Below are 26,026 nucleotides of genomic sequence, written 5' to 3' on the forward strand. Positions count from 1 at the left end.
GCCCCCGGCCGGGCGGGCGCCCCCCCCCCCCCCCCCCCCCCCCCCCCCCCCCCCCCCCCCCCCCCCCCCCCCCCCCCCCCCCCCCCCCGACCTGGTGGAACAGCGTGACGCGGGCGGGGAGTTGAGGTTCCGTCCCGCCGGGCGGTCAGCCTCGCCGCTGCTGGGCGAGGTAGGCGTCCTGGAGCCGGGTGAACGACTCGTACAGACGCCGGCCTTCCGCGCACCGCGCCGTGGTTGGCGAGCAGCTGGTGCAGGTCTCGCTGTGCGCGCGGTAGGTGGCCGTGGCCTTCATGTACCGGGCGTGCAGGGCCTTATCCATGAGCGCGGCGGCCGAAGTCGTGGTCGGCGTTGGTCCGGCGGAGCGCGTCCTCCAAGCGCTTCTGGTCGGCGTCCGTCATGCCGCCACCCCTGCCTGGCTCCGGCGGCGGGCGGCGCGGCGCTTCATCGAGCGGCGCTCGTCCTCGGACAGCCCGCCCCAGACGCCCTCGTCCTGGCCGGACTCCAGCGCCCACTGCAGGCAGTGCTCCATGACCGGGCAGCGGCGGCAGACGGCCTTGGCTTCCTCGATCTGCAGGAGCGCCGGGCCGGTGTTGCCGATGGGGAAGAACAGCTCGGGGTCCTCTTCGCGGCAGACCGCGTTGTGGCGCCAGTCCATGCCGGTCACTTCCCCTGCCGGACGCGGCGCAGGGCCTCGTCCATGATTGGGTCGGAGTCGCCGTCGGTCCGTGCGATGCTGTAACGCATCAGGTCCTCCTACGTAGGTCCTGGACAGCCCCGGGGGTCTCAAGTCGCCGGGGCTGTCGTTTTGTAGAGCGGGTGTCCACCGCGCTCTCCACCGCCCACCGACCGGCCCGAGGACCGGCCGGCGAGCGACTGGGCAGCGCGGGGCTGCGCGGGGCTGCGGGATCAGAACTTCTTGACGGTGCCGTTGCCGGCCGAAGCCTGGACGTCCAGGTCGCTGCGGCCGCGGACGCCGTAGAGCTTGATGCTGCCGTTGCCCGACTTGGCGACGATGCGGCCGGTCGCGGACGGCGCGACGGTCATCGCAACCGAGCCGTTGCCCGCACGGATCCGGGCCTCGCTGCCCGCGTAGTTGTCGACCTTGACGCTGCCGTTGCTGGCCTCGGCGTCGATCCACTCGGTGACGGTGCCGACCTTGACGCTGCCGTTGTAGGCCTCGGCCTCGAGCCGGCCGACGGTCTCGGCCTTGACGGAACCGTTGGTGGCCTCCGCCTTCAGCGCAGCGAGAATGCCGTAGGTGTAGATGCTGCCGTTCTCACTGACGTACTTGATGCCCGACCCGGCGGGCAGCGTGACGAGCACCTCGACCCCCGTCGAACCGACGCCCGAAGCCCCCTGGCCGCTGTAGTTGTTGAAGACGACGCCGTTGATCTGGATGGTGGAGTAGCTGTTGCCGCCCACGAACACGCCGCCGCGATTGTTTAACTGCTGTGCCGGGACCGGCGGGACGACGATGGTCAGCCGCTCCGCGGTCTGGTGGATGCGGGTGTTCTTCGCGGCCTCGGCAGCCGGCCCCTTCTGGGCGCCGGAGCGGACCTGGACGCGGGCGACCGTCGCGGCCGGGTCGACGGTGACGTGCACCATGCCCTCCGGGCAGGTGATGTCCGCCAGGACCGGTCCGGTGTAGCCGTCGGTGCTCACGAACATCTTCTCGGGGTTGCGGTCCTGCTTGGTGAGCTCGGTGCCGGTCATGTGCGTTCCTTCCGGGGAGGCGGTCAGGGGCCGACTGCTGTACGAGCAGCCACGGCCCCGGCCACCCCGCGTTCGGGGTGGCCGGGGCCGTGGTCGATCGTCTCGGTGTGCGGATCAGGCGGCTGACGTGGTCGAGTTCCTCCGCACGTACCGCTTGCCCAGTTCGGCCTGTCGCCGTTCGTGCGCCTCCACGTCCTGCGGCGCCAGCGGAAGTTGGGGCCCCCGAAACTCGGAGAGCGATCCCGAAGTCCGCTCCGAACAAAGGTTGTTCGCCTTCTCGACTGCCTCGCCGCCGCGCTTAGCCCACTGCGCCTTGCGGACGGCCGGAGCCGTCTGCTTCCGGGCGGCGCGGTCGGCCTGGTCCTGCTGCTCACGAGCGATGGTGCAGGAGGCCTGCGTCTCACCGAACCGGATCTCCAGGTCCCGTCCCGCCGCGCACCGGCGGCCGGCCCGGCACGGGGAGCAGCTGGCACGGTGCTGCAGGACAGCGTCGCGGGCCTGCTCCAGGAGCGGGATCAGGCGGAGCAGAGTGGGCGTGGCCTGCGGGCCGCGGGCGGCGAGACGGTGAACGGGCACCAGGGGCTGCGGCGTCGGCTTGTGGTGCTGCCGGGGAGCACGGCGGTATGTCGCCGTCGCCTCGATAGCGTGCAGCTGCTCACGCCACTGATCGAGCGTGATGTCCAGGTTCAGGAGCTGGTTGCCGCCGGGGCACCGGTTCCCTCCCTGGTGTGCGGGACGGCGGTGCGGGGTGGCCTTCGGCTTCTGCAGTCCAGTGATCGGGCACCAGGTACGGCAGTCGGGGCAGACCAGGGACATCTCACCCGGGAGCAGGTTGAGTTCCTGCACGGGGATGGTGCTGAGAGCGAGGATCGAGCGGCCGTTCGTGCGGGCGGTCCGGGTACGGGAGGGGCGTGCCACGCGGGCAGAGGGCATCACGAACTCCTGAGGCTGAGCTGCGGGATTGGGGTGGCGACGGTGCTCTCTCTGGCCGGCAGGCGTACGGAGGATCCGACGTCCTGGCGGCGAGACAGGGCAACAGCGCCGGTAGAGCGGCAGTTCTCACCCGTCCCGGGGGATTTGGTGGAGCTATCAACCCCGGAACGCCGCATGTAAGCGAGCGGTGACAACTGGTCGAGCGGTGGTCCGCTTGCTGGTCATCCCATCCGCGGCAAAGCAGTGCGGGTGGAAGCCGCCACAACCTGCCATGGCAAGTTGTGGCGACGACCATGAAGCTAGCCCTCTCCACATCCGGAGTCAAGACTTGCCATGGCAGGTTGTGGCGACTGAGTGAATCCTCAGCGGCACAGGTGGTGCGGGTTCGAGTCCGCAAAGCTTGATAGCCACAACCCGGTATTGCGGACCTGCCATGCCTGGTTGCTATGGTCTCGGCCATGACGATTAAGCGCCCGAGCGGGGATGCAGACCCACCGACGGTGGAGAAGGCCGTCGCTGACCTGCGAAGGCGAGCCCTCAACGGCGAGTTCAGCGCCAACGAGGGACGGCTCCCCAGCACACGCGAGCTCACCGAGCACTACGGCCTGAGCCGCCAGGCGATCGGGCGCGCCGTAAGCCTGCTGAAGGTCGAAGGCATGCTGTTCAGCCGAAGGGGCGCCGCCGTCTACGCCCGCCAGTGGCAACCTCTGCACTTCTTCCCTCAGGCAGAGTTCAAGCGCAGGTTGCCCGAGGTCGACATCTACAAGACCGCCCTTCGGGATTCAGGCCGCGACGGCAGCGCACGTATGGACGCGATCACCGCGATGCCGGCCGAGGACCCGATCCGGTCCCAACTGGGCCTGCGGGAAGGCGAATACGTAGGGGTGCGGCTGCGTACCAACATCGTGGACGGGACTCCCGTCCACACCGACGACAGTTACGTGCCGCTCCGGCTGGTCGAAGGCACTGACTGGATGCTTCAGGACAATGTGGAGCGCGGTACGAACAAGGTTTTGGAAGAGCTCGGGCACGAACTGGTCCGGGCCGTGGACATCTCCGAGCCCCGCATGACGCGGCCCGACGAGGCCGAACGGCTCGGCCTGGGCAAGGGCAACTCTGTTCCCGCCATCGAGATGATCTCGACCGCCTACGATCAGGATGACAATCCAGTTCAGGTCACCCGGTTCGTTCTTCCCGCCTTCAGGAACGTTGTGGTCTACGAGCGGCACAAGTACCCCGCCGCCGCGGGTGACGAGTGATCATCGTTCGGGCAGAGCTTGCCGACCTCCCGAGACTGCTCAAATTCCGTGTGGACGCTGCAGCGTGGCTACAGCCTCGGGGCATCGACCAATGGTCCCTGCCGTTTCCTGCCGAGCACATGGCGCAGAGCATCGCCCGGGGCGAGGTCTACCTCATCAAGGAAACCCAGGCCGGGGACGCAGCCGCGACCGTCACACTCGATCGGGAGGCCGACGACCTGCTCTGGACAGCCGACGAACGGCGCGAGGAAGCGATGTACGTGCACAAGCTGACGGTTGACCGCGCGTATGCCGGCGTCGGTCTCGGCTCGCGAATCCTCGACTGGGCTGGAGATCGCGCCGCGCAGGAGGGAGCGAAGTGGCTGCGCCTGGACGCCTGGACGGATAACCCACGCCTGCAAGCGTTCTACCTGGAACTTGGGTTCCAACATGTCCGCACCGTCGACGCCCCAGCAACGGGTGGATCGGGGTGGGTCGCGCAGCGCCCCGCCTTGCGGAATCACGATCACGGCTTCCAGCAAGCAGTCTGACTGGGCGACACACCGTTGTCGGCTTGTCCCCCTTACCCCCTCAGGGGCTAGAGTTTCACCTATCGTTTTGATTATCGCCCGCCCCAAGAGACGAAGAGGAGCCAGCATGTCCCAACTGTTCACTGCTGTCGATGAACTCCTCGCAGGTGCTGCTGACTTGCCCAAGCCCGACGTGCGCGTGCGCCTTCGCCGAGCCAGCAACCTGACACAGGCTCAGGTTGCCGAAGCGCTGGGCGTCACACCACTTGCAGTGCTCCGCTGGGAGAAGGGCCAGTCAGAGCCTCGCGCTGAACGCCGCAAGGCATACCTGCGCCTGCTCAACGGCTGGGCCGAGAGGCACCCCGAAGCCGCTCTGCCCGAAGACGGCATCCTCATCAACTAGAGAGACACCATGCCCGTAGCTATTCCTCCGTAGAAACGCCGAAGCGGCCCCGTCGCCACAACGGGACCGCTTCCTAGCGATCGACTCGAAACCCTTCCAAGAACCCGAGTCGTGAGCAGCGAGGTGACCTCTCTGCCGGGTGAAGCCCGGGGGCCGCGTAAACGGCCCACGTGGTCACCGGTACCCAGAATAAGGCTCCCGTCATGCGGGATGCCACATCTCTCGATACCTGGAACGTCACACCGGCCCGTTTTGCGGGTTTTTGTCTGGCGTCTCGCGCGTAGCTCGCGGCTCCCCGACCCTCCGGGGAGACACACCATGCACCGCCAGTACCACCAGACAGGCAACCTGCCAGCCGCCTCCCGCCCTCGCCGGTGGGGAAGAATTTCGGCTCGCGTTGTCACATCAGCCGCATCTGCCGGCCCCTTGTCTGGGCATGCGCATTCTTACGATCACCACCGGCGCCCCGTTAAAGGCCCTGGTCGTGTCGCTGCCCTTCGTCCGCACGCTTTCGGAGACGCTCCGATGAGCGCGGAGCACAGCCCCGTGCACCGCCCAGTTCACAGTGCGCGATCACTTTTTTCCGCGTGGGTGTCACGGAATCGGGGGGTCCTGCTCCTTGCGGGGGGTATGAACCGCATCTCCGTCCTCACCCCGCTCACCGCGAACGGCAGTACGGCCGCGTTGGGCCGCCTCCTGGATCCGGGAGAAGCCGTCCCGGTGAGCGCCATGCCGGAGGCCGTCTCCGTGATCCTGCAGGCCTCTGCGGCGTTCAGCGCGGGCGGTGAGCGGTGAGCAGTAGCGACGAGTTCAGCGCGCGTCCGATCTCGGCGGCGTCCGGGCGTGGTGCCGAGCCGGAGCCCCCGGTGTCGGTGCATCCGCACATGGTGTTCGGGGCGGGGCTGACCGATGCGCTCGACTATCTGGTGCTGTTGCACTGCCTGTTTCTGGCGGGGGCCGGCAAGCCGTTCACCGTCGCGGACGTCATCGCTTCGCTGCAGGCGGAGGGCATCCGGGCGAGCAACGGCAGTGGCCTGGTGGGGCGGGATGCGGTGCGTGGGTCGTTCCGCCGGCTGGCTGGCGCGGGGTTCATCCGGCGTACGCAGTCCAATGCGAAGGGCCGTTTCGGGGCGACCGCGTACGAGCTGTACCGCCACCCCGTCTACAACCCCGACTGGGCTCCGGAAGATGCCCCTCTCCACCCCGAAGATGGCACAAAACCGCAGGTCGCACCGCAGACGGCAGTGCCGTTTGCGGTGCGACCTGCGGAAACATGCAAAACCGCAGGTGGGACCGTGGACGGCACTGCCGTCGCCGGTAGTCCCGGCGCCGGGAATGCCGTCGACGGCATCGAAGGTAAAACCGCAGGTGGGACCGCAGACGGCAGTGCCGTCCACGGTGGTGCTGCACCCCCCACTCCCCCCTATAGGGAGGAGGAGGATTCCTCCTCCCCTAAGCCCTCCTCCGTCACGGCCGTCACAGCGTCTGTTCCCGCAACAGTGGTAGCGGCTGGCGAGGAGTTCCTCGCGGAGCTGCCCGGCCGGTGGGCATGTGGTCGGAGATCGGCGGCCGAGCTTGCGCCGTTGCTGGCCGAGGCGGTCCACGCGCAGGGCTGGTCGCTGGGCGAGGCCCTGGTCCAGTACCTGACCCGGCGCTCTCCGGCGCGGCGCAGCACGGTCTCGGTGCTGCGGGACCGGATCGAGGATCTGCCCCGGTACCGGGCCAGCCGGGCCTCCGCCCCCGATGCCCGCAGCAGGCTGGCCGGGATCCCCGGGCAGCAACTGCCTCTCGATGCCGCCGAGCACACACGCACGGCCGATTCAGCAGCTGCGGCTGTGCAGCCAGAGCAGTTGGGCCGGGCCCGCGAGTTGCTGCTGACGCTCACGGGGCCATGGGCGCTGGGCCCGGAGAGCGCGGACCGCCTTGCTCCGCAGCTGGCGGCCAAGGCGGTCGAGCGTGGCTGGGCTTTCGATGACCGGCTGCGTAGTGAGCTGATGAAGAACCCGGGTGGCGTGCACAACTACGAATTGATCCTGGAGACGCACCGCATCGGCCGTCTCCCGGACCGTGCCAGCACGCTGCACGGCCAGGCTCGGCGCGCGCAAGCTTCTTCACGGCAGACGGCAATCGATGCGTGCGGGCTATGTGATGCCTACGGCCAGATCGAGCGGGGCGGCGCAGCGCTGCTGTGCCGGCACGACGCGTCCTCGGCCCCCGTCGGCGAAGCCCCTCAGCAGCCTTCCGTATCCCCCGAGAGGGCCCCGGACTCGGATGCGACGGGTGGTCAGAAGCCGGAGGGCAGGAACCTGTCCGATCTGTTCGCCGCGATGCGCAAAGCCGACTTTTGAGCCCCTACGCACAGCGGCGTCCGGAGAACCTTGGCAGGTCCGGACGCCGCATGACCTCGGGAGAGATCACCCATGACTGTAGTGCCGCACCAGCGCCCCGACCACGGCGACGGGCAGGACCAGGGCTTTGCGCGGCTGCCTCCGCAGGCCGTCGAGGCGGAGAAGTCCGTGCTGGCCAGCATGATGTCGTCCGAGCAGGCGGCCATCGACTGCCAGGACGTTCTCAAACCGGAGGACTACTACCTGCCGGCCAACCAGATCATCCACCGCGCCATCCTGGGCCAGCGGGCCAAGGGCGAGCCCTGCGACCCGATCCAGCTCGCCTCGGCCCTCACCAAGAGCGGCGAGCTGAACCGCATCGGCGGCGTGCCCTACCTGCATTCCCTGCTCCAGTCGATGGACACCGCAGCGAACGGCTACCACCACGCCCTGATCGTCCGTGAGAAGGCCATCCTGCGGCGGCTGGCCGAAGCGGGCGTGCGTATCACCCAGTCCGCGTACGACGGCGCCGGCGAGACCGACGACTTGGTCGCGGCCGCGGCCGCCGAGATCGCCGCCGTCGTCGAAGGCACCTGTCAGGCCGATGACTTCGTCCTGCCGCGCGACACCATGGAACACACCCTGGACCTGGTCGACGACGCGAAGAACGGCCAGGGTGTGACCGGCGTGGGCACCGGCTTCATCGACCTCGACTCCCTCACCAACGGCCTGCAGCCGGGCCAGATGATCGTCCTCGCGGCCCGGCCCGGCATGGGCAAGTCCACCTTCGCCATGGACATGGCCCGCGCCTGCGCGATCCAGCAGAACATCCCCTGCGCTTTCATCTCTCTGGAGATGAGCGTCGACGAGCTCAACATGCGGCTGCTGTCCGCCGAAGCCAAGGTCGCCCTGCACCACCTGCGCTCCGGAACCACCACCGACGAGGACTGGACCCGCATGGCGCGCGTCCTGCCCCGCATCACCGAAGCCCCGCTCTACATCAACGAATCGGCCACCACCCTGGGCGCCATCCAGGCCAAGCTGCGCCGTCTGAAATCCCGCACCCCCGACCTGGGGCTGGTCATCATCGACTACCTCCAGCTCATCACCCTCGGCGGCCGCCGCCCCGACTCCCGGGAACGCGAAGTCTCCGAGATCAGCCGCGACATCAAACTGCTCGCCAAGGAGCTCCAGCTGCCGATCGTCGCCCTGGCCCAACTCAACCGCGGCCCCGAAATGCGCGCCGACAAGCGCCCCACCAAAGCCGACCTGCGAGAGTCCGGCTCGCTGGAGCAGGACGCCGACATCGTCGCGCTGCTCTACCGCGACGACGCCTACGAGAAAGAGTCAGCCCGCTCCGGTGAAGTCGACCTGATCATCGACAAACACCGCAACGGACCGACCGCAACGATCACGCTCGCCAACCAGTTGCACTATTCGCGGTTCGTCGACATGGCGCAGACATGATGGTCAGCTGCGGAAACCGTAGGAGCGGGTGCTGAGGTGTCGGCTGACGTTGGCTGCTACGGCAGTTAGCGATGTTGACCAAAGTCGGCACAAGCGGGCTGGAGCGCGTGAGACTGTGCGGGAAACAGGGAGAAGTAGTGCCAGGTCAGCTGTCGACGCCGGGGTCGGGTGAGCGCCCCGATCCCGCCCGGACCGCCTTTCGCAACGCGAGAGCGAGCGCCCGGGGGCGTTCGACCGGTTCGGGCGGAACCCTGCAGGTCCGGCGACGCAGGGGCGGCAGCGCACGCCCCGTCCAGCTGCGATACGTGCTGAGCGAGGCAGCCGAACGGCTCGGTGGCGTGCTGGCCGAACGGGTTGCGGTATCCGAGCAGTGGAAAGCCGTCACCGGCGGATCCCTCGACCAGGGCATCTCCGTGATCGCCTTCGACCCGCAGGCCGGAGAGCTGGTCGTTCAGGCAACCGCACCGGCCTGGGCTACACACATACGTCAACTGACGCCGCTGCTCGTCACCCGGCTCAACCAAGACCTCGGCAGTGACATGGTGCGCACCATCCGGGTCCTGCCGCCCACTGAGGCGCCCCGGCAGTGGCGCCAGCCCTACACGGGACCCGAGCCGCAGGCTGCTTTTCACATCGCGCCGGCCCAGCCGCTGGCGGCCCCGCGCATCCTGGCGGCCATGGAACGGCAGGACCGGCAGCGCCTGCGCGAGCCAACATCCCCGGCGCCCGTACGCCAGGACGCTGACGCATCGGCCCGGGCAGATGCACTGCGGCGGTCCAGCAGCGCACGCGAGCGCGCGCTGGCCCGGGCTCGTGACCACAAGCCCCCGGCGGCCACCCAGCCACCGCCGGCATCACCCACACCCACCGACACGCCAGAGCGCGATTCCCACCCGGACCCGCCAACCGAAGAGGGGCCTCACCATGGCAGCCGACACGACTGAACAAGCCCCACCGCCCCACGACTTACACGCAGAGAAGGCCGTGCTGCGCGCCATGCTCCGCACGGACCGGGCGATCGCCGACATCGTCGAAGTCCTCCGCAGCGACGACTTCTACCGGCCCGCCCATGAACTGATCTACACCGCCATCCTCGACCTCTACGGCCGCGAGGACACCGTCGACATCCTCAACGTCACCGCGACGCTCGCCAAAGAGGACCTCCTCGACCAGGCGGGCGGTGACACCTACCTCCAAGCCCTGGCGCAGGGCCCTGACTCCGGCACGGCCTGGCTCAAGGACGCCGAAAAGGTCCAGGCACTGGCCGTGCTGCGCCGGACCAAGGAGGCGGCCGTCCACATCGAGAACCTGATCGCCGAGGGCACCGCGGACGACGTCGACCGCATCGTCGACACCGCCCAGGCGGAAATCTTCGCAGCCACTCTCCGCGACCGCACCGGGAGCGTCCCGTACTACGTACTGGGCGACGTCATGGAGGAGACCCTCGACACGCTGGAAGCAGCCGACTCGAAGCGCAAGCCCGGTATCCCGACGGGCTTCTATGAGCTCGACATGCTCACCAACGGACTCTTCCCCGGGCAGCTGATCGTCATCGCGGGGCGCCCGGCCATGGGCAAGTCCGTCCTCGCCACAGACCTGCTGCGTTCGGCCAGCATCAAACACAACCTGCCCGCCTGCCTGTTCACGCTCGAAGACCAGCGCGTCGAGGTAGGCCACCGGATCCTGGCGGCCGAAGCCCGTGTCGCCCTCCACCACATGCGCAGCGGATCCATGACCGACGAAGACTGGACCCGTCTCGCCCGACGGATGCCGGACGTCAGCGCCGCCCCGCTCTACATCCAGGACGGCGGCTGCCCCACCTTCACAGAACTCCGCGCCCAGTGCCGGCGCCTGCACGCACAGCACGGCATCCGGCTCATCGTCGTCGATGCCCTGCACCTGCTCACCTACGGCACCCGCCCCTTCGTCTCCCGCTACGAGGAGATCTCCGAGATCGCCCGCTGCCTCAAGCTCCTCGCCAAGGAACTGCACGTGCCCGTCATCGCCGTCTCGGAACTCAACCGCGGCCCCGAGCAACGAACCGACAGGAGACCGATGGTCAGCGACCTGCGGGACTCCGGTGCGCTGGAGGACAACGCCGACGTGGTCATCCTTCTCCACCGCGACGACGCGTACGAGCGCGAGAGTCCTCGGGCGGGCGAAGCCGATCTGATCGTCGCCAAACACCGGCACGGTCCCGTCGCCACCTGCACAGTGGCCTTCCAAGGCCACTACGGACGCTTCGTGGACATGGCCCAGACCTGACTCCAATCGTGGTGGGCGGGGGTCTTCCGGCGGCCCTGCGACCACGTCAAGATCACTTGAGGAGGTCTGCGGAGGGCGGTGCGGCGAAGCCTCGGATGCCCAAGGCGGCTGAGACTTCGAAGGGGTTGGGGCAAGATCGGGGGAGGGGCTATTGGCCGCAGGGGATGAGCATCGGGGTGGGCGGGGGAGCCATTGGCAGCGAAGAAGCATGAGATGCGGATCCCGTATGTCACCGACGCTCGTGGGGACCCATACGGACCGGACGCGATCGATGCGAAGCCCCCGCCGTACCTGTTGCCGATCGTGTGCGGCGGCTGTGATGTGCAGGTGGCCGCCCGGCGGGGCAACGCCGACAATCCCTCCTCCCGGACGTCTCACTACTACAAACCCCATGGCAGAGAGCACCGGCCGGACTGCCGGTTCGATCTCGAACAGCACGCCCTCCATCTGACGAAGATCTCGCAGGGAACAGTGATCCGTACAGGCGGGCAGTGGCGGCTGCTGTGCCCCGAGGTTGCACGGCCTGGCCGCAATGGCCAAACCTCGTCGGCCCGGCCGCGGCCACCGATACCCGGCGGCGCAGGCAAGGGCGCCCGCATGACGAGCAGGAAAGCCGGCGCGGCGATCGCATCGGCCCGCCGGATCGTGCAGCTCCTGAACGGGTTCCGCCAGGACCCGCGCACCGTCGCCGAGTTCGCTGCGGTAGCACCGAACGGGCAGCGCAACATCGCCTGGGACGACTTCTGCTACTCCCGCAGCACTGCTCATCTCCTGGCGCAGGCCATCATCGACGGCACCGCCGAGGACATCCCCCACGCTGTCTGGGGCCGCACCGCCATCGCCAAGAAGGCCGGAGGCACTCGCGACACCTACGTGGTGCAGTACACCGCGGAGCACCCGGTCCTCGTGAACGGGCGGCGTGTGCGACTCGACGTCGCCGTGCGCTCCTCCGATGCGGACTGGATCGCTGCCCACACCGACACCGGCAGCTTCCTCGGCTACGGCTACTGGCGCCTGCTGCCCCAGGACGCCGCAGCAGCGGAGCGCCGCATCGAACTCCAGTTGTGGATCAATGAGCCCTGGCAGGTGGAACGCTGGGACCTGGACTACCAACTGCCGCTGGTCTGGGCGCCCAAGCCCGAACCGACCCGCCCGGCGCGACCGGCAACGCGCCCACCCCGCCGGCCCGCCCGGCGCGTGCCGCCTTCGCGGCCTCTTGTCCGGCCCCTGCCAGCCACCCGGCACGTCCCGAAGAAGCCGGACACTGTGCTCCCAGCCCAACCGGACACGCCCCCCGAGCAGGGTGCCCCACCGCACTGTCCGGTCCCCGCAGCGCCCAAGGCGCAGGAGCCGCCGCCCGCCCGGCAGGCCGACCGGCCCGAAGCGACAGAAGATCACACGCCGTCGTCGCAGCCGCCGGTCCCGGTCCCGCCCCGGCCCGTCACTCCGCCGACCGCAGAACCAAGAGACTCGGGAGAATCTCATAGCGCGTGGCCTGAGCTGCCGCCATATCCGCCCTCGGTACCCACAACGAAGGGGCGCGGCTCCATGCTGCGGCGCTGGCTGGACCGCAGGCGTCGGTCATGAGACGGCTGCACGCCTGGTGGCGGCGATGGCGGCCGGGTTCGGGGATCCCTATCACCGTGCCGCCGGCGAAGCCGAGTCTCGAAGAGGCAATGTGGCGACTGGCCACCTCGGCGAGTACCTGGCGCGATCCGCAATGCCGCCACCGCCGGCCCCTTGCCGTCTACAGGCCGCTGCCCATGCCGCCCGTGCTCCGGGCGCCACTGCAGGGGCTGCAGTTCGCCCACTGCATCGCCTGCCAGGGATGGCTGCTGCGCCGGGTCTGGCTGACGTGGCCGGGCGACGTTGCCGGTGACTATCCCGAGATCCGCCCCGACGTGGTCCATCATCTCCGCCGCCGGGCCGTCAGCCGCAAGGCCGAGCAACTGCTCCGTGAGACCGAGGCGATGCAGTGGGAGCGTGCTCTGGTGCGGATGGCTGCCGACGTTCCGCGGGTCTCGCGCAGTTGGCAGCCCGCCCCGGACGGGTGGGCCCTTCTGGCCAACAGGGCGCGCGCCGACTGGGACCGTGCCGCTTACGAGGGGTGAACAGGCAGGAGCCCGTGCTGGCGCATGGTGCGGGAGGCAAGGAAGCGTTCTGGCGGGATACAGGACGGTCACGTATGTGATGGGGGCGATCCCCGGGGCCAACGGCAGTGCGACCCTGACCAGGTGATGCGCAGCCTCGGCTCCGGGGGCCCCGGGCATGCTGTCGGGCGGCGAAGGCAGGCGACAGGCAGGGAGGGGAGTGGTGACGGTGCCGTTGAGCATGGTGCTGATCGCGATGTTGATGGCGCTGATAGGCGCGTGGGCAGGGGAGATCACGCGGCTGGTGATGGGCGGGAGCCGCTGGCTTCCCGCCTCGTGGGGCGCCAGCGGTGCGGTGAGCGGCGGTTTGGCGGGCTATGTCGTGTCCCCGCTGTACCCCGACGACAGGCGCCTGAGTCTGGTGCAGACGGCTGCGGCGGTGGGGTGCTGCTGTCTAGTGATGGCTGCGCTCGCTCTGTACGTGCACGGCCACCGGCGCAGGAAGATGCGCCGTGCTCGCGGCTACGCCGAGCGCAGCCGGGCTCTGTGGGAGCCGCTCGCGGACAGGGTGGCGGCCCAGGAGAACGAAGCCCACGGCGGTCGCGTCATCACGGTGAGGGAACTGTTCGACCTGGCCGATCAGGCGATGGCCGACCACGAGCCCGAGATTGTTCTCGAACATCTTCGCAAAGCCATGATCCGCATGGTCATCGCGCTGCGTTCGCTGGTCCGCATGCATCCGGACAACGCCTCACTCGCCACCGCGTTGACCGCCGTCCTCGCGGTCCGCGACCAGCTCATCGCCCAGACTGCGGCACACCGGGCCGAGCCGGTGCGGGCATGACTGAGCTCCGGCCGCTTTTCTCGGCCGGAGCTCAGGTGTATCCGGGCAATCAGCCCCAGATCGAGTCCGCACGCACGTTCTGGGCGAAGTCCCACCTGGTGTCGCTATCCATCCGTATCCCCTCCCTCGCCATTTCGGACATCTGGATCATGGCCGAGGGCCGGTCAGCTCGGCAACACAATTGAGGCGCACGGAGCTGGGCCCGAGTCCGGCGGGCCTCGCCCGCGAAATGATCTATGACCTGGTCGAATTCCTGCGCGGGTTGGCCGGGGATGCCTTCTCGGGCACCCCATTAATCGGCTATCGCAAGGAACCCCTTGCCCAGTAGCCTTTTCGGCCATGCATATCAGCATGTTGACGGACGGGGCGTGGGAGTGGCTGCGGGCCAGCCGGTCCGAGCCACCGGGCAGAGCGAACAGCGGCTCTCGCCGCAAGACGTACGCAACAGCGCTCGAACAGGCGTGGCAGATGTTCCAGGCCGCTGCCGCAGTGGGTCCCGCGACGCGCCCGCTGCACGTCTTCTACGGGCTGAGCCAGGCAGGACGGGCCATCGCAGCCGCGGCCTGGGAACTCAAGGGCGAGGACTGGCGCTTGGATGCCCACGGCATCAAGACCACTGGGTTCGACCGGGACTTTCCCGACATTGAAATCCGCACCGACCGGGCTGGCACCCAGGGCAGTTTCCCCCGGCTGAGCCAGCTGCTGGGCTCACCTGTGTGGGGGCCCGACCCCGTACGCCTGGAAGATGTGTGGGACCTGCTGCCCGTGAACATCGCCTACCCCCTCACGGAGAGGGCCCGGCTCACTCCGCTGACAGTCTTCGAGCACCACGTTGGCCATCACGACCATCCGCTGCTCAGCGTCCCCGTATCCGATATCCCCGACCGTGTGATCGACGCCGGCACCCGCGAAGCCCTGGCGGAGTTCCTCATCTCATACCCGTCCGTCGCCCGGCATCACAGCTACGTGACAACACGCACCTCCCGCGGGGAGCTGGACGCGCCGCCGGCGTACGAGCGCTTCGAGGAGGGCAGTGGCGCTCTGCGCTTCAACTGGACCATGCCCGAGGGAGCTGCCACCCGCGCTGAACGGCGGGAGCACCTGCGGGCCATGACACACGAGCACGGGGGACTGCGCTATTTCCTTCCTGTCATCTCGCCGATGGCCAAGGAGCTGCATCCCCTCATGGCCTGGTGGGCGGTTCTGTACACGCTGTCCATGCTTGCCCGCTACGAGCCTGCCCAGTGGTCCGCCTGCACCAATGTCGACCTCAATGCCCATGCGGTGCCCATCGAACGGGTTCTGCAGCTCGCGATCGACCATGTGCCGGTACTGATCAGGGACGCCGTGGCACAAGTTGCCTCCTGATCCGGAATCCGTGGGCGAGAGCGGCCGATCGCGGTTGACGGGGCCGAGACGCCTTCGAGAGCGGAACGGGCAAAGCTCCTTCCGGAGCTCCTGCTCCTTGCCGGTGTCGCCTTCCACATCCAGGTCAGCGGTGCGGTTCGAGGAGGTCGACGGTGGTGAGGCCGGTCTCGCCGTTGACCAGCTGGAGTGCGACCTCGGCGCGGGCGGCGAGGTCGAGGGGGTCGAGGCCTTCGGTGTAGGCGGCATGCACGATGCGGTCAAGTCCCGCGCCCAGCAGGGGAGCCGCTGTACGCAGCGAGGCCTCCAGAGCGACTCCCTGGGTGGCGCCGCCGTGCAGGATGATGTTGCGGGTGCGGTAGAGGCGGCGCATGGCGATCCGGAACGCCTTGGTGACCTCGGCGAGTTGCCTGCGCGGATCTTGTACGAGGGCGGCCATGCGCTGGGCTGCGGGCTCGTCCGTGTAGCGGGTGGAGGCCTTGGTGAGGGCGAGGGCTTCCGCGCCGCCGGTCTTCAGGGCGGTGGCGACCAGGCGGGCACGCTCGCGGTTGGTGGTGCAGGCCTCGATGGCGGTCGCCAGGTCGTCCGGCTGGCGCGGACGGTGGCGGTGGGCGAGGGTGGTCAGCTCGGCGCGGGGCCAGGAGCAGGCGAGGATGGCGGCCATCCGGTCGGCGGCGATGGCTTTGCCGGACCGCTCGCCGTCGCCCTGCGGGTCACCGGCGTCGACGAGCAGCGATTCGACGGCGGCCCAGCCGCCGGCGACGGCGGGGGCGAGCGCGCCCCGGTTGACGACGGCCGCGAGTTCGAGCGCGTCGTCGATGCGGCCGCGCCGACTGTCGACCTTGTAGAGGTGCCCCTCGTGGACGAGGGAGAGGACGTCGGCGCCGCGGGCCGGGGGATCGAGCGGTACGGGGGTGGGGTGGCCGGCGACCCAGATGTGGGGGAGCGGCACGATGCTTCCGCGCCTGGCGCGCAGGAACTGGGAGCGGGCGGTCATGCGGCCCAGCAGCTGACGTGCCTGCTCGGCGGCCCCATACGGGTCGAGGGCCTGCAGCTGGTAGACGAATCCGCCGCCGGCGCGGAACCCGGCGGTGTCGTGGCCGTGCTCCCTGAGCCAGGTCACCACTTTGCCCTTGGAATGCCAGTGCTCCAGAGGCTCGGCAAGCTCGCGGTGGGGCACTCTGTCCAGGGCGACGAGGACGCTGTGGGACTGGGCGGAGGCGCGGGCCAGTTCGGCGGCGCTCTCGGCGATGTCCACCGTGGTGGCCTTGTCCCGGTCCAAGCCGCGGGCCCAGTTCTTCAGGTGGCTGGCGCTGTAGCCGAGGTCCAGGAGGTGAGCGGCCACGGTCCGCGAGAAGCGTTCGGGCTTGACCTGCTGGTCCTCGGGCAGCTTGGCCGCAGCGGCCCACCGTTCCAGGTAGCCGGACCGCACGTGCCCGATGATCTCCTTGAGGCGGCGCCGCTCGGGGCTGGGGTCCTTCAACGGCTGCTTGAGCAGCGCGGTGATCTCCTTGCGGAGGTCCTTGTCGCCGAGACCTCGGTCGGGGCCGATCAGGGCGCTCAGCTCGTTGCGCTGCCAGTCGCAGGCAGTGGGGGACAACACCTGGTGGGCCTGCCAGTAGCCGGCCTCCCACAGCTCCTCCAGGGCGAGGACGGAGCCGATGTCCCAGAGCCGCCGGGGCCAGGGGGTGCCTTCGTCGGTGAAGTAGTCGGCCATGCGCGCAAGGACATGACGGGCGTAGGGGTCCGGGACCGGGACGGAGACCATCGAAGTACCCTATCGGAGGCTGACCAGGCAAAAGAGGCGGGATCTCCTGCTGTGCTAAAGTCGGATCAGACTTGAAGGGGCACTCGCCACACTGTGGCCACTGCCCCTCATTTTTTGCCCGCACACCGATGGCGTGCGGGCTTTTCTTTTTTCCGCCGTACAGTCCCGGACCACAGCCTCAGTGCCGCTGATCCACCCGCGCCGGTCCTCTACTCGCAGTAGAGTCGGGGTATGGCAGACGAAACGAGCATCAAGGTCAGCACGGTCGCCCGCGATCGCCTGGCTGCCCTGGCAGCCGAGCAGGGCACCACGATCCGCCGGTTCGTCGAGGAGCTCGCCGCGGACCGCCCGACCCGGGCCGAGTACGCACAGCGCGCCGAGCAGGCGCGCGCCGAGCTCGCCTCCCTGCTGGGCACGGCGCCCAGCGAGCAGGCCGAGGCGAAGGCCCGGGGCCTGCTGGAGCGCCTCGGCGCACACCGGGACCCGGCGGCTGCGTAGTGGCGCCGATCGCAGTTGTCCTGGACCACACGACCGCCGCCGCCCTCTACGACCCCAAGAACCCTCATAACGAGGCCGTCGCCGCGTTCTACGTCCAGGCCTCCGGCGGTCTGGGCACCCTCTACGCACCCGTGCTCTCCCTGGCCGAGGTCAGCCTGGAGCGCCCCGGCCTGCTCTCCTACATCCACGGGCTGCGGTTCATCCAGATCGAGCCCTTCGACACCGGGGCCGCGCTCACCGCCACCGAACTCCGGCATGCCGGGCACTCCTGGGCGGCCGCCCACGCCATCCACGCAGCCCGTCCCTCCGCCGTCTTTCCTGCTGGCCGCTACCTGCTCACTCTCACCCCGGAGCTGTACGACCGGACGGGCGTCCAGGCTGTCCACCCCGACCAGTAGTGCTCAGGCCTGGCGCCCGAGGATGGCCCGGCTTTCCTCCAGCATCGCCGCGTACTCCTTGCGGGTCATGGTCTGCCAGGCCGGCGTACCGTCGACGGTGTCGCTGAAGACGACGAGCGCGGGCTCGGGACGCTGCCGGGCTGTACCGACGGCCTCGATGAACTCAAGGTCGAAGAGATCGGGCAGGCGGGGGCTGGAATCGCGGCCACCGCTCAGAACTACTGGCGCATCCTGGCCCACAATCCGCGCGGCGAGCGTGCGCAGTTTGTTGTCGATCGACAGGCTGCGGACGTCCTCGGCGCGGACCAACTCCCTCCAGGCATCGCCGGTTTGTTCGATGGAGATCCATACCTCAGACACGAGAAGACCTTCCTTGTACGGCCTGCCGGTGCGGCCGGTTGTGCTCTGCGGCATGACGGTCACGAGGGTGTGTTCAGGTACGCGCGCCGTGCCGTGACGAGGGCCTGCCAGTGTTCGTGTACGGCGGGTTCCCCCTCCAGCCACTGGGTCGGGGAGGCGGGCGCGGACTGGGCGGCCATGAAGCGGGCGATGTCGGCGTAGTAGGCGTAGCCGCCGGTCGCGGTCGCCTCGCGCAGCCGGTCAGTGATGGTGGCCAGGTCCTGGCGGGCGCCGAAGACGGCGTGGTGGAAGGCCAGGGCGACGTCGAGGGTCGTGTTGAGCCAGGTGAGCCCGGCGACGGCGAGTTCGGTGCGCAGGACTTGGGCGCGGTCGGCGACGGCGGGGGCGCCGGCGTCGCGGACGAGGGCGGCGATGTGGACGATCAGGGTGGTGGCGCGCTGGGTGAGCCCGTCCAGCAGGCGGGTGGCCAGGGCGATTTCGTCGTCGGCACGGGCCGGGTCGGCGAACGCAATGGCAAGGGCGAGGCGCGCCTGCGCGATGGCCTGTTCCCCGGCGTTGCCGTGCTGCTCGGCCTCGGTACGGGCGATTTCATAGGCGTTGACGGCACGGTCGATGTCGCCGTGAGCCCACCAGATGTCGCCCAGAACACGCTGCTCGCCGCCGTCGAAGCCGAGATCGGTCGCGGCGGCCAGGGCGGCGGGGAAGTCGCCGTCGATACGGGCGGCGTGGGCCAGGCCGCGGCGGGCACGCAGGGCGAAGCGCCGGCCGCCGTCGGCGACCTGCTGCATGCCTCGGCGGGATGCGTCGTTGCGTCCGATGTCGCGATCGGCTTTGGCCCGGTAGTACACGGCCATGTCGGCGAGGTCGCCGGGGAGCAGGCCACTGTCCAGGATGGTGCTGAGCCGCTCGACGGTGTGTTCGCGGTGTTCATGCTGGCGGCGGGCGAGGGTGGTCAGGAGGTCGGCGAGAGCGTCGGCCGGGGTGTCCAGCGGTACTTGGGTGCCGTCCGATGTGCTGTTCTGGTCGCGGGCGGGCGGGGCCAGAGGCTCCCAGATCGCGTCGCTGTCGTAGGCGAACGCGGCCGCGATGAGCCAGTCCAGGTCGTCCAGGCGGTGATCGCGGGCCAGTCGCAGGCCCTGGCGGAGGCAGGCCATGAGCAAGGTGCGGCCGGCCGCCCGGGTGGAGCTCGCCCGCCACTGCTCGCCGAGCGCGGCCAGGGCGCGCTCGGCGGCCCGCTGCCAGTCGGCACGGGTCCAGCCGTCGCCAGTGGCCTCGTCCGCGGTGCGTACGGCGGCGCGGATCGCGCCGTGCAGGTGGTAGGGCCAGATCGCGTACGGGTCCTGGGTGACCAGGGGACGTTCGATCAGGCGGCGGGCCGGTGCCTGGTGGGACAGGCCCGCCGCCTTCGTGGCGAGTTCCAGGTCGAAGGCGTCCAGCAGGCTGGCGGAGCGCAGGACGTGCCGTTCGTCCTCGGTGAGGTCCGACAGCGTTCGGGCGATCAGCGCGGGGAAGGTGTGGTCGAAGTCGCCCGGCACCGGGGTGCGGCCGGTGCGCCGGATCTCCAGGAACCGGGCGACGGCCAGATCGAGGTGGAGCGGCAGCCCGTGGGACCGCTGGGCGATCACCGCGCGGATGTCCGGGCCGATCAGCGGCTGGCCGTCGTGGGTGAGCCGGCGGGCGAGGTAGGCGTCGCAGTCGTCGGACGAGAAGTCACCGAGCAGGTGCTGGCGTCCGCTGTTCCCGAGCTCCCGGGCCGACTGGCCCGTGGCCGCGGCCAGCTGGGGCCAGGCCAGAGGGCCGGTGTAGTCGAGCTGTCCCTGCAGCGTCTCGTCCGCCCAGGCCAGACGGCTGCGCCCGCTGATGACGAAAAACGCGTTGGGCAGGAGCCAGACCACGCGCTGCAGCAGCCGCTCGAAATCACGGTGTCGGTCACCGGCGTCTTCGAAGGTATCGAACAAGATCACCGGGAGCACCGCCTGCTTTGCCGGGAGGCGGCTGATCTCCCAGGCGAGCAGGTGCGGATAGAAGGAGAGCGCCTCCAGGTCCGGTTCGGCCTCCAGCAGCGCCGCGGTGCGGGCGCAGCCGGCCAGCGCCTGGGCCCGCTCGCGGCGCTCGCGCAGGGCCCGCACCAGCGCGGCGGTGACCTGCCCGGCCGCCGACCCCACCAGACCGGGCAACTGCAGCGCACCCACGGCCTCGCCCACGGCGGCCTGCAGCTGCTGCGGCAGCGCCTTGCCGAACCGGGCCACCAGCCCGGTGCGCCGGACGTACTCCTCCAGCGGCTCACCGGGATGCTGGACATCCCAGTAGCGGCGCAGCGCCAGGTCGAAGGAGGGCAGGGAGCGGCCGAGACGGGCGGCGAGCGCGAGGCGGATCGTCAGCAGGGTCCGTTCGAAGTCGAGGCCGGCCGACCGGGACAGGTCGATCCGGACGGGCAGGATCTGCTCCCCGGCCCAGGCGGGTGCGCCCCACTGCACGGGCCGCTGGTCGGCGGAGGCGAGCACCGCTTCCAGCTTGCGCAGCAGGGTCGACTTGCCCACCCCGCCCACCCCGTTGAACACGATGAGGTTGTCGCGGGGGGCCTCCAGGTCCTCGACGTTGAAGGCGGGGTCATGGATGTGCCGCAGGTGCTCCCCGATCGCCGCGGCCACGAGATTCCACTGACCCTGCCGGTTGGTGAAGGCCTCGTCGGTGCCGATGGGGTCGTTGGAGCTGAACAGCCCGCGAAGATCCATGCGTTGTCCCCCTGTGTGATCACGTGGGCGCCAACCTACGTCCCCCCGGCCGCCGGGCGGCAGGCCCGGGCCGCGCGCAGACTGATACCGGCCGGTGGCCGACCGGTTCTCGCCACCTCCGGCGGGCCCACTCGCCGCATTCGGGTCGTCGGGTGCTCGACTTGGCGGGATGCCCAGCCCGCACCGACAATGATCCTTTTGCCCGCTCCCCTTTTCCCGACCAAGGCGGTTGACGTGAACGACCCGGCATTGCCTCCTTCCTCAGAGCCGTTCCACCCCACGGGCGCCATGTACGAGACGGCGGTCGAGGCGGTCGAGGCGGTGGTCACCTGGTACAGCAGGCTGATCCTGGCGGAACGCCGCTCCACGGCGCCGGACACCGAGCGCCTGGAGCAGCTGACGGAGCATCAACGCGCCTGCCGCGAGGACAGGAAGAAGCTGGAAAACGCCGGCGAGCAGGAGCTGGCCCGGATCACCACCACCTACGAGGCCCTGCTGGAGAAGCTGGAAGCGGCCGAGCAGTAAGGCCCAGGAGCCCGGCCCTGTTGCACCGGCAGCAGGGCCGGGTTCTCCACCGGGGAGGCGAGGCGCGGCGGCTGAAGACGCAACGACATCAGGGGCCGGGCCAGGCGGCTGATGGCCACGAGTTCGTCGCGCACGTGCGGCAGCGCGGCGCGCAGCCGACGTTGCTCCGCCATGAAACGCGCTGCCTCGTCGGGCGTATAGGGACGTAGCTGTTCCGCGGCCAGGACGCCGACAGCACCGGACGGCTGCCCGCGCCCGGGGGCGCGCTCGGTGCGGAGCAGCGCCTGGGTGTCCCGGCGCATCACCACCACCGAATCGACCAGGCCGCTGTGCTCGGCGGCCGCCATTGCCCGGCCGAGGACGTCGAGGCAGAGGTCGTGCTGATAGGCGGGGACGATGCGGGCGGGCCGGCTGCCGTTACGGCTCGTTCGGGCGTACCGGACGACGCTGGCCTGGCGGGAGTCCGCCGCGCGCACCGCCAGCACCGCCAGCTCCACCCGGTAGCCCGCCTCCCGGTACACCGCGGCGCCGGCCAGGAACTCGGCCGCACTGACGGGGGTGATCTCGATGACCGCATCACTGCGCCGGCCGCGCACGTACGCCTCGGCACGGGCCTGCCAGGCCCGGTAGTCCGCACGAAGGCGCTCCTCGACCTGGTACGGCTCCTCCCGTACCAGCTGCCGGTAGTCCGGATGCTCCGCCAGGAAGCTGTCCGGTCGGATCACGACCGGTCGGCCGCGCAGGGCCCGGCGCACCAGATGAGCGGCACCGGTCGTACCGGCGCCCGGCTGGCCCATCACGAACACGGCCACCGGCCGCTCCTGCGGCACGAGTTGCTCCAGCAGGTCCGGCGCGATCAGCTCGTCGAAGATCCATGCGTGCTCTTCGGCGGAGAGGCGGTGGTAGTCGACACCAGGTGCCTCCTTGCGCGGCTGGGCGATACGCCTGACCGGCTCGGCGAGGGCGGCGGCCCGCTCGGCGTCCCGCTGCACGGCCAGCCCCCAATCGGCGGGCAACTGTCCGTCGGGGGCGGTGCGGTGGGCGCGCCGGTCGGCGTCGGCGAGCTGACGGCGGAATACTCCGGTCTCCTGCGGGGTCCACGGGCGGGCCCGCTCGGTGACCACGGCCTGGACCGCCCCTGCCGGGCGCTGCCAATGCCCGGCAGGGGCCAGCTCGTTGTCGTACAGGAACTCCCCCGCCGTCTCGGCATCCCGCCGCACCACCACGACCCGGTCCGCCAGGCACTCCGCCTCAATGACCTCCAGCGAGGCCAGCAGGCCCGCGGCCGCGCCGTCGTGGTTCTGCCAGCCGACATAGCGGGCCCGGCCTGCCTCGGCCAGCCGCAGGTAGCGGTCCAGCACGCCGAGCTGACTCACCGCCTCCGGCACGGCCAGCACGACAACCTCCACCCGGTAGCCCGCCTGCCGGTAGGCGGCCACCGACCGGCGCGCCGCGGCCGGATCGGTCAGCGGCGTCTCCACCACCGCGTCATACCGATGCGCCCGCACATGCGCCTCGACCTCGGCCTGCCACCGATAGGTCTCCGGCCGCACCCGCACCCCGGCGCTGCGGACGTCCTCCGCGAGGAAGCCGCGGTAGTGGGGGTGGTGGGCCTTGTACTGGTCGTGGTCCACCCGCACCGCGCCCCCGCGCCGGCCGAGCGCCGCGTGCACCAGGTCGGCCACCAGGCTCTTGCCGCTGCCCGGCTGACCCGCGACCAGCACCACCACCGGGTGCTCCTGATGGGGCACCGCGCCGGATACGACGCCGGGCAGCACTGTCGCGGCCAGGACCGCATCGGGCCAGCCGCTCACCGGATCTGCGCCCGCGGGCGGCTCCGGTAACGACAGGGGCTGGGATGGCGAACTCACGCACTTCTCCTTGAGACGAACGGATCGCGGCGCGGGGCCAGGCTGTCGCCGTGCGGGCAGCCGGGCCCCGTGCGCCGGGGGATAGTCAGTTGGTGTTCTTGTGCGGTTCGAGCAGCGCGAAGTAGACCTCGCGCTGCTGGTCAGTCAGTTCACCGTCGAGCGAGAGCGCCGACCGCAGCGACCGCAGGGTGTCCACGGCGGGCGTTCCCCACGTCGTGTGGGCCTTTCGCTGGATGTCCCCGATGCGGGCGTAGGCGTCACTGGGGAAGTGACGGATGTACCAGTCGAGCATCTTGGCCACCGGCACCGTCAGGTTGAGATGCCACCATGCGTGCGGGTCCTCGCTGTTCTTGTCTCGTTTGGCGAACATGTCGATGGACTCCTGCCAGTCATTGATCACCGCCCCCTGCACGACCCGCCCCAACTCCTGGGTGGGGATGATCCGGTCGAGACTGGTGGCGACGGACCAGGCGAGTTCGTCCGCGATCTCGGTGACGGACTCCGGGTTGCGATGACGCAGCACCCACCGCTTGCGCACATCGGGCCGGTCGAACAGGGTCCGGTGGAAGTCGGCGGCGAATCGGTCGCGTACCGCGGCCGCGCCGGGCGAGAGGCTGTCGCGGTCGCCCGCGGACATGGCAGCCCCGACACCTTCGTAGGAGCGCTGGCGGGATTCGACCCAGTCCTCGGCCACCGCTCGGGCCCACTGGTCGCGGCCGCCGACGTTGGCCTGCGGCAGGGGGACCTCACTGTTGCCGCGCGAGATGTAGGCGCGCAGCGTCGAGGCGGTGATACTGCCGAGCTCCGCCATCTCCGGAGCGCCGAGCAGCTGGCCACCGGTGAGTTCGGAGCTGGCGACGTCGACCACGCACCGTTCCAGCGGCAGCGCGTTCTCCTGGTCGGCACGGCTGGCGGCCCACAGCGCCAGGTGGTCGAGCCAGTTGTCCGGCTTGGGAGCGTCGGGGTCGAAGGTGATGACCTTGCCGATGTATGCCCGGTCCGGGTTGGCACGGCCGTCGAGCATGTCTGCGGCACTGACCGTGGCGGCCGCGCGGGCCGGGCGGCGCTCGTAGTCCTGGGCGATCGGGTCCCAGACCTGTCCGGGCCGGTACCAGGTGGTGCCATTCCACCAGTAGCCGCCGGCGCGGAAGAGCAGCTCGTCCTTGGCCCACTGGTGGTGCCAGGAGGAGGTCTCACCGTCGCGCATGAGCAGCACGGTCCGGCCGTGGTCGGGGTGGTAGCGCACCGACCAGCCCAGGGAGTGGTTGAGGGGGTCGGTGGTGAAGGCGTGCCAGCCACCGCCGATGCGGTTCTCGTCATAGCGGCCCCACATGCCGCTGGCTTCGTGACGGCCGACGGCCTCGATGGCCTCCGCGCCCTCATCGAGCGGGATGTGGGAGTCGTCGACGAAGGGCAGGCCCGGCACCGGGTGGTCGGTGCGCAGGCCGTTCGCGAGCGGAAGAACGTGAGTCAACGCTGATTCCTCAATTCGCCCTTAGCGCTGCCGCCTTGTGCAGCGCTTCTAACTCTCTTATACATGCATGAGGGCCTCCTTGTGCAGCGGTTTTCGGCCAACTGCCAGACAGGCGTGCGGATTCGGGTCACTCAGGCGGTTCCGGAGCCCTGAAAGCACCGCAGACGCGACGGTGCACGACCGGCCGAAGAAGGGGCGCGCGAGGACAGCCGCCACGAAGGTGAGTCGATCCGGCGGTCCTTCGTTCGGGCGGACCGCGCACCCCTTCCCATGCGGAGCGGGGCCTTCGCGGTAACTTCGCGGGGTCGCCGTCTTGTTGGGGGTTGTTGTGGGGATCCACCGCCGTCTCGCTGTCACGTCCGTCGCAGTCCTCCTCGCCGCGGCATCTGCTGCCTGTTCGGGCGGGAAGTCCCCGGACGCCAAACCGGCCGCACCACACTCAGGCCCCGCCACCACTCCTTCCCAAGGCCCGGCTGGTGGTGCCCCGGCCGGGCTGCAGTACGGGCCCGGCCCGCAGACGAAGTACACCGTGCAGGCCCAGCCTGCCCCGGGTATCTGCCACTACCGCTACACGCCGGACAAGCAGCCGCTGCCCGATACCAAGTGCACGCCAGGGGCCCGCAATCCGGCCGTAACGCAGGCGAACCTGAAGTCGACGATCTGCGTGCCCGGATACACGTCGAAGATCCGCCCGCCCGCCTCGATCACCGGGGCAGAGAAAGCAGCGAACGCCAAGTCCTACAACTACACAGGGCCGATGAACGACGCCGAATACGACCACTATCTGCCTCTGAGCTGGGGCGGAGACCCTGATGACGCCCGAAACCTGTGGGTCGAGCCGCCAAGCCCCGACCACAAGTCCGGCGCCGGCCCAAACAACCCGAAGGACGTCGTCGAGGCGAAGGGCCACACCGCGATCTGCTCGGGGAAGATCACGCTCGCCGCCGCGCAGGAAGCCATCACCACCGACTGGACCACTGCACTGAAGACACTCGGGCTCACGTGAGATGCAGGGGCGGGCTTAGCCGACGGCCAACTCCGCCTGGGCCCGGTATCTGTTCACACCGCGAACTCGCGCTACCCCCAACCGTCCAACCTCGTCGGCGTGCCGCTCATGGCACCACCAGCACCGACTTCCTTGTGCTCGCTACGGCGACACCGACGCCCTGCAAAGCATCCAGAAATACGCTGCCCGGACAGCCCTTGGCATCTCCGGAACTGC

25 protein-coding genes are annotated in these 26,026 nt (G+C 69.7%); 16 read left to right on the forward strand and 9 right to left on the reverse strand.

Going from position 1 to position 26,026, the window contains the following annotated elements; genetic code table 11:
• Positions 1-145: 145 nt before the first annotated feature.
• The 4 genes from ACIBK6_RS36990 to ACIBK6_RS37005 all read right to left on the reverse strand — a co-directional run bounded on the left by ACIBK6_RS36990 (position 146) and on the right by ACIBK6_RS37005 (position 2,646).
• Positions 146-319: a hypothetical protein gene (locus ACIBK6_RS36990; protein WP_399056967.1), complete on the reverse strand. Its 174-nt coding sequence runs from the start codon at positions 317-319 to the stop codon at positions 146-148.
• A gap of 75 nt (positions 320-394) precedes the next feature.
• On the reverse strand, positions 395-655 hold the full coding sequence (locus tag ACIBK6_RS36995) for a WhiB family transcriptional regulator (protein WP_399056969.1): 261 nt from the start codon (positions 653-655) through the stop codon (positions 395-397).
• 251 nt (positions 656-906) lie between these two features.
• Positions 907-1,713: a hypothetical protein gene (locus ACIBK6_RS37000; RefSeq protein WP_399056971.1), complete on the reverse strand. Its 807-nt coding sequence runs from the start codon at positions 1,711-1,713 to the stop codon at positions 907-909.
• A gap of 114 nt (positions 1,714-1,827) precedes the next feature.
• Positions 1,828-2,646, reverse strand: coding sequence for a hypothetical protein (locus tag ACIBK6_RS37005; RefSeq protein ID WP_399056973.1), 819 nt, complete (start codon positions 2,644-2,646; stop codon positions 1,828-1,830).
• Between the two features lie 500 nt (positions 2,647-3,146).
• On the opposite strand from ACIBK6_RS37005, the gene ACIBK6_RS37010 reads away from it, so the two are divergent.
• The 12 genes from ACIBK6_RS37010 to ACIBK6_RS37065 all read left to right on the forward strand — a co-directional run bounded on the left by ACIBK6_RS37010 (position 3,147) and on the right by ACIBK6_RS37065 (position 15,178).
• Complete coding sequence (locus ACIBK6_RS37010) at positions 3,147-3,905, forward strand: GntR family transcriptional regulator (RefSeq protein ID WP_399056975.1); 759 nt, start codon at positions 3,147-3,149, stop codon at positions 3,903-3,905.
• A 50-nt stretch (positions 3,906-3,955) separates the two neighbouring features.
• Complete coding sequence (locus tag ACIBK6_RS37015; RefSeq protein ID WP_399057064.1) at positions 3,956-4,435, forward strand: GNAT family N-acetyltransferase; 480 nt, start codon at positions 3,956-3,958, stop codon at positions 4,433-4,435.
• A 106-nt stretch (positions 4,436-4,541) separates the two neighbouring features.
• Complete coding sequence (locus tag ACIBK6_RS37020; RefSeq protein WP_399056977.1) at positions 4,542-4,817, forward strand: helix-turn-helix domain-containing protein; 276 nt, start codon at positions 4,542-4,544, stop codon at positions 4,815-4,817.
• A gap of 630 nt (positions 4,818-5,447) precedes the next feature.
• Positions 5,448-5,612 (forward strand): hypothetical protein, encoded by a 165-nt coding sequence (locus ACIBK6_RS37025; protein WP_399056979.1) that lies wholly within the window; start codon positions 5,448-5,450, stop codon positions 5,610-5,612.
• Positions 5,609-7,165: a hypothetical protein gene (locus tag ACIBK6_RS37030; protein WP_399056981.1), complete on the forward strand. Its 1,557-nt coding sequence runs from the start codon at positions 5,609-5,611 to the stop codon at positions 7,163-7,165. Before ACIBK6_RS37025 ends, ACIBK6_RS37030 begins: the two co-directional genes overlap by 4 nt.
• A gap of 72 nt (positions 7,166-7,237) precedes the next feature.
• On the forward strand, positions 7,238-8,611 hold the full coding sequence (gene dnaB, locus ACIBK6_RS37035) for a replicative DNA helicase (protein WP_399056983.1): 1,374 nt from the start codon (positions 7,238-7,240) through the stop codon (positions 8,609-8,611).
• Positions 8,612-8,916: 305 nt separating this feature from the next.
• Positions 8,917-9,555: a DciA family protein gene (locus ACIBK6_RS37040; RefSeq protein WP_399056985.1), complete on the forward strand. Its 639-nt coding sequence runs from the start codon at positions 8,917-8,919 to the stop codon at positions 9,553-9,555.
• Positions 9,536-10,876, forward strand: a complete 1,341-nt coding sequence (gene dnaB, locus ACIBK6_RS37045) for a replicative DNA helicase (RefSeq protein WP_399056987.1) — start codon at positions 9,536-9,538, stop codon at positions 10,874-10,876. The genes ACIBK6_RS37040 and dnaB (ACIBK6_RS37045) overlap by 20 nt, the downstream gene beginning before the upstream one ends.
• Positions 10,877-11,473: 597 nt before the next feature.
• Positions 11,474-12,463 (forward strand): hypothetical protein, encoded by a 990-nt coding sequence (locus ACIBK6_RS37050; RefSeq protein WP_399056989.1) that lies wholly within the window; start codon positions 11,474-11,476, stop codon positions 12,461-12,463.
• A 176-nt stretch (positions 12,464-12,639) separates the two neighbouring features.
• Complete coding sequence (locus ACIBK6_RS37055) at positions 12,640-12,987, forward strand: hypothetical protein (protein WP_399056991.1); 348 nt, start codon at positions 12,640-12,642, stop codon at positions 12,985-12,987.
• Positions 12,988-13,189: 202 nt separating this feature from the next.
• Positions 13,190-13,810 (forward strand): hypothetical protein, encoded by a 621-nt coding sequence (locus ACIBK6_RS37060; RefSeq protein WP_399056993.1) that lies wholly within the window; start codon positions 13,190-13,192, stop codon positions 13,808-13,810.
• 351 nt (positions 13,811-14,161) lie between these two features.
• Positions 14,162-15,178 carry a YaaC family protein gene (locus ACIBK6_RS37065; protein ID WP_399057065.1) on the forward strand — a complete coding sequence of 339 codons (1,017 nt, stop codon included), beginning with the start codon at positions 14,162-14,164 and terminating at the stop codon, positions 15,176-15,178.
• 124 nt (positions 15,179-15,302) lie between these two features.
• Here ACIBK6_RS37065 and ACIBK6_RS37070 read toward each other — a convergent pair whose 3' ends face one another.
• Positions 15,303-16,943 carry an integrase gene (locus ACIBK6_RS37070; protein ID WP_399056995.1) on the reverse strand — a complete coding sequence of 547 codons (1,641 nt, stop codon included), beginning with the start codon at positions 16,941-16,943 and terminating at the stop codon, positions 15,303-15,305.
• Between the two features lie 231 nt (positions 16,944-17,174).
• Here ACIBK6_RS37070 and ACIBK6_RS37075 point away from each other — a divergent pair, with 231 nt between their 5' ends.
• Complete coding sequence (locus tag ACIBK6_RS37075; protein WP_399056997.1) at positions 17,175-17,441, forward strand: hypothetical protein; 267 nt, start codon at positions 17,175-17,177, stop codon at positions 17,439-17,441.
• Positions 17,441-17,839 carry a hypothetical protein gene (locus ACIBK6_RS37080; protein WP_399056999.1) on the forward strand — a complete coding sequence of 133 codons (399 nt, stop codon included), beginning with the start codon at positions 17,441-17,443 and terminating at the stop codon, positions 17,837-17,839. Before ACIBK6_RS37075 ends, ACIBK6_RS37080 begins: the two co-directional genes overlap by 1 nt.
• Before the next feature lie 3 nt (positions 17,840-17,842).
• On the opposite strand, the gene ACIBK6_RS37085 is transcribed toward ACIBK6_RS37080, so the two are convergent.
• Positions 17,843-18,253, reverse strand: a complete 411-nt coding sequence (locus ACIBK6_RS37085) for a hypothetical protein (RefSeq protein WP_399057001.1) — start codon at positions 18,251-18,253, stop codon at positions 17,843-17,845.
• A gap of 5 nt (positions 18,254-18,258) precedes the next feature.
• The gene (locus ACIBK6_RS37090; protein ID WP_399057003.1) at positions 18,259-20,934 is read right to left on the reverse strand and encodes an ATP/GTP-binding protein; all 2,676 of its coding nucleotides are present in this window, start codon (positions 20,932-20,934) and stop codon (positions 18,259-18,261) included.
• Positions 20,935-21,168: 234 nt separating this feature from the next.
• On the opposite strand from ACIBK6_RS37090, the gene ACIBK6_RS37095 reads away from it, so the two are divergent.
• Positions 21,169-21,459: a hypothetical protein gene (locus ACIBK6_RS37095; protein ID WP_399057005.1), complete on the forward strand. Its 291-nt coding sequence runs from the start codon at positions 21,169-21,171 to the stop codon at positions 21,457-21,459.
• Here ACIBK6_RS37095 and ACIBK6_RS37100 read toward each other — a convergent pair.
• Both ACIBK6_RS37100 and ACIBK6_RS37105 read right to left on the reverse strand, forming a co-directional pair.
• On the reverse strand, positions 21,417-23,330 hold the full coding sequence (locus tag ACIBK6_RS37100; RefSeq protein WP_399057007.1) for a zeta toxin family protein: 1,914 nt from the start codon (positions 23,328-23,330) through the stop codon (positions 21,417-21,419). The two genes, ACIBK6_RS37095 and ACIBK6_RS37100, sit on opposite strands and share 43 nt — an antisense overlap.
• Before the next feature lie 85 nt (positions 23,331-23,415).
• Entirely contained in the window at positions 23,416-24,804 is a 1,389-nt protein-coding gene (locus tag ACIBK6_RS37105) for a hypothetical protein (RefSeq protein ID WP_399057009.1), read from the reverse strand.
• A 529-nt stretch (positions 24,805-25,333) separates the two neighbouring features.
• On the opposite strand from ACIBK6_RS37105, the gene ACIBK6_RS37110 reads away from it, so the two are divergent.
• Positions 25,334-25,810: a hypothetical protein gene (locus tag ACIBK6_RS37110; RefSeq protein WP_399057011.1), complete on the forward strand. Its 477-nt coding sequence runs from the start codon at positions 25,334-25,336 to the stop codon at positions 25,808-25,810.
• The last annotated feature ends 216 nt before the right edge of the window (positions 25,811-26,026 follow it).

Origin of the sequence: Streptomyces sp. NPDC050485 (assembly GCF_044458185.1) — a bacterium.
Classification (GTDB): domain Bacteria; phylum Actinomycetota; class Actinomycetes; order Streptomycetales; family Streptomycetaceae; genus Streptomyces.

Bases quoted from the DNA above. Each gene is read 5' to 3' on its own strand.
- ACIBK6_RS37005 (WP_399056973.1), bottom strand. From the start codon at position 2,646: ATGCCCTCTGCCCGCGTGGCACGCCCCTCCCGTACCCGGACCGCCCGC.
- ACIBK6_RS37025 (WP_399056979.1), top strand. From the start codon at position 5,448: ATGAACCGCATCTCCGTCCTCACCCCGCTCACCGCGAACGGCAGTACG.
- ACIBK6_RS36990 (WP_399056967.1), bottom strand. From the start codon at position 319: ATGGATAAGGCCCTGCACGCCCGGTACATGAAGGCCACGGCCACCTAC.
- ACIBK6_RS37020 (WP_399056977.1), top strand. From the start codon at position 4,542: ATGTCCCAACTGTTCACTGCTGTCGATGAACTCCTCGCAGGTGCTGCT.
- dnaB (WP_399056983.1), top strand. From the start codon at position 7,238: ATGACTGTAGTGCCGCACCAGCGCCCCGACCACGGCGACGGGCAGGAC.
- ACIBK6_RS37065 (WP_399057065.1), top strand. From the start codon at position 14,162: ATGTTGACGGACGGGGCGTGGGAGTGGCTGCGGGCCAGCCGGTCCGAG.
- dnaB (WP_399056987.1), top strand. From the start codon at position 9,536: ATGGCAGCCGACACGACTGAACAAGCCCCACCGCCCCACGACTTACAC.
- ACIBK6_RS37000 (WP_399056971.1), bottom strand. From the start codon at position 1,713: ATGACCGGCACCGAGCTCACCAAGCAGGACCGCAACCCCGAGAAGATG.
- ACIBK6_RS37085 (WP_399057001.1), bottom strand. From the start codon at position 18,253: ATGCCGCAGAGCACAACCGGCCGCACCGGCAGGCCGTACAAGGAAGGT.
- ACIBK6_RS37070 (WP_399056995.1), bottom strand. From the start codon at position 16,943: ATGGTCTCCGTCCCGGTCCCGGACCCCTACGCCCGTCATGTCCTTGCG.
- ACIBK6_RS37090 (WP_399057003.1), bottom strand. From the start codon at position 20,934: ATGGATCTTCGCGGGCTGTTCAGCTCCAACGACCCCATCGGCACCGAC.
- ACIBK6_RS37055 (WP_399056991.1), top strand. From the start codon at position 12,640: ATGCCGCCCGTGCTCCGGGCGCCACTGCAGGGGCTGCAGTTCGCCCAC.
- ACIBK6_RS37050 (WP_399056989.1), top strand. From the start codon at position 11,474: ATGACGAGCAGGAAAGCCGGCGCGGCGATCGCATCGGCCCGCCGGATC.
- ACIBK6_RS37075 (WP_399056997.1), top strand. From the start codon at position 17,175: ATGGCAGACGAAACGAGCATCAAGGTCAGCACGGTCGCCCGCGATCGC.
- ACIBK6_RS36995 (WP_399056969.1), bottom strand. From the start codon at position 655: ATGGACTGGCGCCACAACGCGGTCTGCCGCGAAGAGGACCCCGAGCTG.